We start from the raw sequence: 4,714 nt of genomic DNA, 5'->3' as shown, positions 1-4,714 counted from the left end.
GTGTCAATTGATCAACGTCGAGCGTTTCCGGATCGCTGCCATCTCCCCAGTCGATCACCGCGACGTGCGTGTCGAGCGATCCGATGTCGCCCACGCTGCCGCTGATGGTCACCGCCAGATCATTCGATTTGGCTTCTAGCGTCGCAGCGTCGCTGACGAACTCGAGCACGTCGGGATCGACATTGGCGACCGTAATGCTGGTCGATCCGGTGTCGTCGGCGGCGGTGTTGGCGACGGTGACGTCGATGGTATAGGAATCGGCTGGCGTGCCCGTCGGATCGTCATCGAGATAAGGATGGGTCAGCGTGATCGAGCGGTCTCCGACCGGCAGTGTCTGGACCGTCGGCTCCACTCCGTCGCCCCAGACGACCGTGACGGTATGGGTCTGGTTGGGATCGGTGTCACTGAAATCGACGGTCAACACCGCAAAACCATTTTCGTTGATGGAGGCCTGGGCGAGCGTGATGGAATCAATTTCGGGGATCGAGAGGTATCGGACCGTGGTGGTCACGATCTCGCTGACACCCCCATCGTCGTCGGTCACCCGAAGGCCGATATTAAAGACTTGCCCAGGGAAGGCACCGGTTGCGTCGAAGATCGGGTTGGGGCCGGTCGCATCGCCGAAAACCCCGTCGTCATCGAAATCCCAATCGAAGGTGAACGTGTCCAAGGGACTTTGATCGATGGCCGAAGCGTTCAACGTCACTTGGGTTGCCGGGAGCAGGATTTGGTAGGGGCCTCCCGCATCGGCGGCCGGGGCGACGTTGACGATTCGGACGCGGGTGGATCCCGCGTTGGGAGTCCGTCCGTCCTCATCGATCAGATCGACGTTGATGATGGTGTCGACATTGCCGAGGAACGGCGGATCATCGAGATACACGTGGGGCACCACACCGCCGAGATCGCCCACTTCCTGCGCCGTCAGTTCGGTGGATGAGCCGTCACCCCAGTGAATCACATAATGAGTAACCGTGTCGACGATCGCCGGGTCGATCACCGGCCCGAGGGTCAGCAGGTACTCGGAATTCTCCTCGATCGATGCCGGTCCCGTGAGCGCGATCATCGGCGGCTGGTTGAGCACGGGGACGGTCAAAGTAGCCGGATACTCCTGCTCGCCCTCGTCGATTGCAAACGCGTTGACAGTAATGCCACTGCCATCCCCGTCGGGAAAGACGTGAGAGAGGGTCACGGTAGTGGACGGTTCATCCAACGAGATCGTTTCGGAGCCGGTTCCGTCATTCCATTCGATTCGCCAGCGGACGATTTTCGTGTTGGTGCCTTCGGTACCCGGGTTGAGCGTGACAAAGAAGGGACTGCCTTCCACAGCCATTGTCGAACCGGCGCGGATTCTCGGCGTCGGCGGCGTGTCGGTGACTTCTCCGGTCAAGGTATTGGTCGGATGCTCACCATCTTCATCGATCATCACCGCGGTGATCTGCAGCGGAGCGATCTCGGCGTTGTAGACGAAGGACGCATTGCGAAGGGGCGCTTCCGGATCGCTGGGGTAGGATACGGGCGTCATTGGTCCGTCACCGTCCCAATCGATGATCCACTCAGTCGCCGTGTCGTTACCCGGGTCGTTGTTGGTCAGGATCAGCTCCAGCGGCTGACCTTCGGCGACGGTGAAATCAAAGTTGGTGATTGGTGAGGAACTAGCGGGGACGCTGATCATCGGCTCGGCGACATTGGTAACCGCCAGCGGGACAGCTGCGGTTGCCTGATAGGTTCCATCTTCGTCGGTCGCCCGCACGGTGATCTGGTACACACCGCCCGGTTCCGCCGCGCTGTCGTCGAGATACTGGTGAGCCGCTGAACGGACGTCGCCAATGATGGTTTGGACCGTGCCGTCGCCCCAGTCGATCGTCCATTCGGTGATGGTGTCGTCTCCGGGATCATCGATCGCTGCGACGCCGAGCGTGTACACCTGGCCTTCGTCGATCGGCGACACACCCGGCTCGGTAATGATCGTCGGATCGACCGGATTGACTTCGACCGTCAGGGTTGCGGTTGCCGGCTGGCTGCTCCCGTCGTCCTCCAAGACAATGGCGTTGATCGTGTAAATTCCGTCGTCAGCGTACGTATGGGTAAACTCCGTCGATGTGATTTGTTCGATCGTTCCGTCGCCGAAATCGACCAGCCACGAGCGGGGCGTGGTGGTTCCGCCGGTTGCGACCAGCGTGTACGTCCCCGTCCCACCCTCATTCAAAACGGTGGTGCCTTCGAATGCTCGCACACGCGGCGGAATCTCGTTGACGACGACCGTTGCGGTGACCGCTGCGTAGGGGCCACCGTCCTCGTCAAACGCCGTCGCCGTGATCGTTTGGGTCCCAGATCCGTCGTAGGCGTGGGTCACGACGCCCGCAGCGATGAAGTAGATGTCATCGACGCTGCCGTCGCTGTCCCAATCGATTTCCCAACGCTCGATCGTATCGTCCCCTGGGTCGGTTGATCCGAGTGTCAGACGGACCGATTCGAATTGGTCGATCGTGCCAGGACTGACAGTGGCCGAGAGGATTGGATCCGCATTGGTGATGACGATCGATGCGGACGCGATCGTGCGGAGGCCGGACGTGGCCACTTCCACGGCGATCGGGTAATCACCGTCATCGTCGATTCCCAGTGCCTGCAATGCGGACCAATCGAGCGAAAGGGTGCTGCCAGTTTGGTCGCCAAACACCCCGTCGCCGTTGAGATCCCATTGATAATCGCTTTCGGCAACGGTGACACCTTCGGCCGACGCGGTGGCGGTCAAATCGACCGAGTTGCCTTCCGCGACGCTGCCCGGCGTCACGGTGATCGAGCCCGCCAGATCGGCGAGCGCCCCCAGGTTTTCGATCTCCTCCCACTTCACGATCACTTGACCGCCGACACTGATCTGGCCTTTGGGGGTCTCCAGAGCCGTCGCCGGATCGGCATCAAACGATAGCCCGCCGACGATGTAGGTCAGCGTATCGCCCAGCGGTGGATTGTTGTCGAACAGAGGGCTGTCACCGTTGATCGAGACAATCGCGTCGTCATCGGAGATGTCCAGCCCTGGCAGGTTGATGTCGATCGTGTCGTCGCCACCGCCGAGTTCGATGGTCGTCTCTTCACCCGAGACCGATCTCAAACTGACGAAGTCACTGCCCGGCCCGGTGTCGAGGGTCAGTTTGCCCGGTTGACCGGCGATCGATACACCATCGGCACCGCTAAACGTTTTGATGGTCAACGGGACGACGCTGACGCCGGTGGAGCTGAGGCTGTCGCTGAAATCACCGCCGCCTTCCGCATCATCAGATGCAACTGTCAGTGAGGCGAAGTTGTCATCAAATCCGACCCGGTAGCTACTCGTGCGAACAAAGTTGCTGAGTGTGATTTGGATCGCCGTCCAACCGTTCGGGCTGGTGACATACAGCACATCGGGCAGGTATTGGTTCTCGGAGGCGGCGAAGGTCAGTGAGGTCATCCCGACGATCCCCTCGATGCCCAGAATTCCTTCTGCGGTGCGTTGCGAAAAGGAAAGCCTTCCGGTGGAATGATCGCGTCGATAACTGACGATCACGCCCTCGGCGGAACCGGCGAAGACGTAGCGATCATCTTGGCTGGAGACGATATCGACGACGTCGCTCAGAGAGCCGGCACCGCCCGAACCGCTGGAAACGGTCTGCAGCAGCGTCAGCTCGCCTTCGTCATTAACGTTGTAGACCTTCAGCAGACCGTCGCTTGTGCCGGCGTAGATCTGGTTGCCAATCAGTTTCACGCTCGTCGCGTTTGGCAGCGGTTCGAACCGGGCACCCGGTTCGTCAGCGATATTGCTTTGCAACCGCGTGGCAATCCCGCCATCGGAACCACCGAGGGCGAGGAAAATGAAGTCAGAGTCGGGGTCGATGGCAAACTCATTGATGAGATTGAGACCGCCCGTCCCCGTTCTAGGCGTCAGGTATCCGGTCGTCTGGTCCCGCGTGTAGGGTCGCACGGTGCCTATCGAAGCTGCCCACAAGGTGCCGCCGTCGGGGCTGAGTTGCAGGGTCCGGACGCCGTTTAATCGTTCAAACCCGTCGATCGTCGGGTCGAATGTCAGGTCGCCGTTGGCTCCGTCGCGGCGATAAAGCGTGATCCCGCCGCCGCCCTCTCGATTGGAGGTAGCCACGTACAGGTGTTTGTCGTCGCCAATGTCGTCGGCAAGTAACAGGTCGGCGGCAGATGCAAGGCCCTTGTCACGAAGCCGATCAAATTCCCAGTCATCCGGCGTCAGGAAGCGTTCCGGATTCATTCGCGGGTCGCCGTCGACCGAACGATCAAATTCGATGAGAAATCCGTCGTCGGAAAGTCCGTACGCACTTCGCGGCCGGTCGCTGGAGTAGACCAGTTTGAGTAACGAAGAAGTGTCAAAGGTTTGTGTAACACCATCAGTCACCTGCTGAATGGCCTCAAACGAGTCCCCGCTCGAGGGTTCGGTAAAGGTGGTGAACTGTTTCTCGCCCGTGGTCGCGATCAAGCGTCCGCTTCGAGGATCTCTGGCGAGCGAATCGCTGTTGAGGTCGTTCGTGACCGAGACGGCGCCTGATGTTGCAAATGGCATTGCCGCGAGACCTGGTGGCGAATTTGAACGCTCATCCAGGAATAAACCGTCAAAATCAAGCCGGTAAGCTTGCAGCTCGGCGCCGTTATTAACGTAAGCGACAGTCCCGTTCCCGTTGAATTCCAGATCGTTTTCTGGATCGGAACCGAACGC

The 4,714-nt window shown here is 60.0% G+C and carries 1 protein-coding gene; it reads right to left on the bottom strand.

All coding sequences use genetic code 11. The features are described from left to right. Positions 1–4,561, bottom strand: a 4,561-nt coding sequence (locus ABX749_RS22670; RefSeq protein ID WP_372897989.1) for a PKD domain-containing protein, incomplete at its 3' end; no start/stop codon positions are given. Positions 4,562–4,714: the final 153 nt, after the last annotated feature.

Origin of the sequence: Stieleria sp., assembly GCF_041595215.1 — a bacterium.
In the GTDB taxonomy this organism is placed as follows: Bacteria; Planctomycetota; Planctomycetia; order Pirellulales; family Pirellulaceae; genus Stieleria; species Stieleria magnilauensis.
This window is presented reverse-complemented; position numbering and strand designations above follow the sequence as displayed.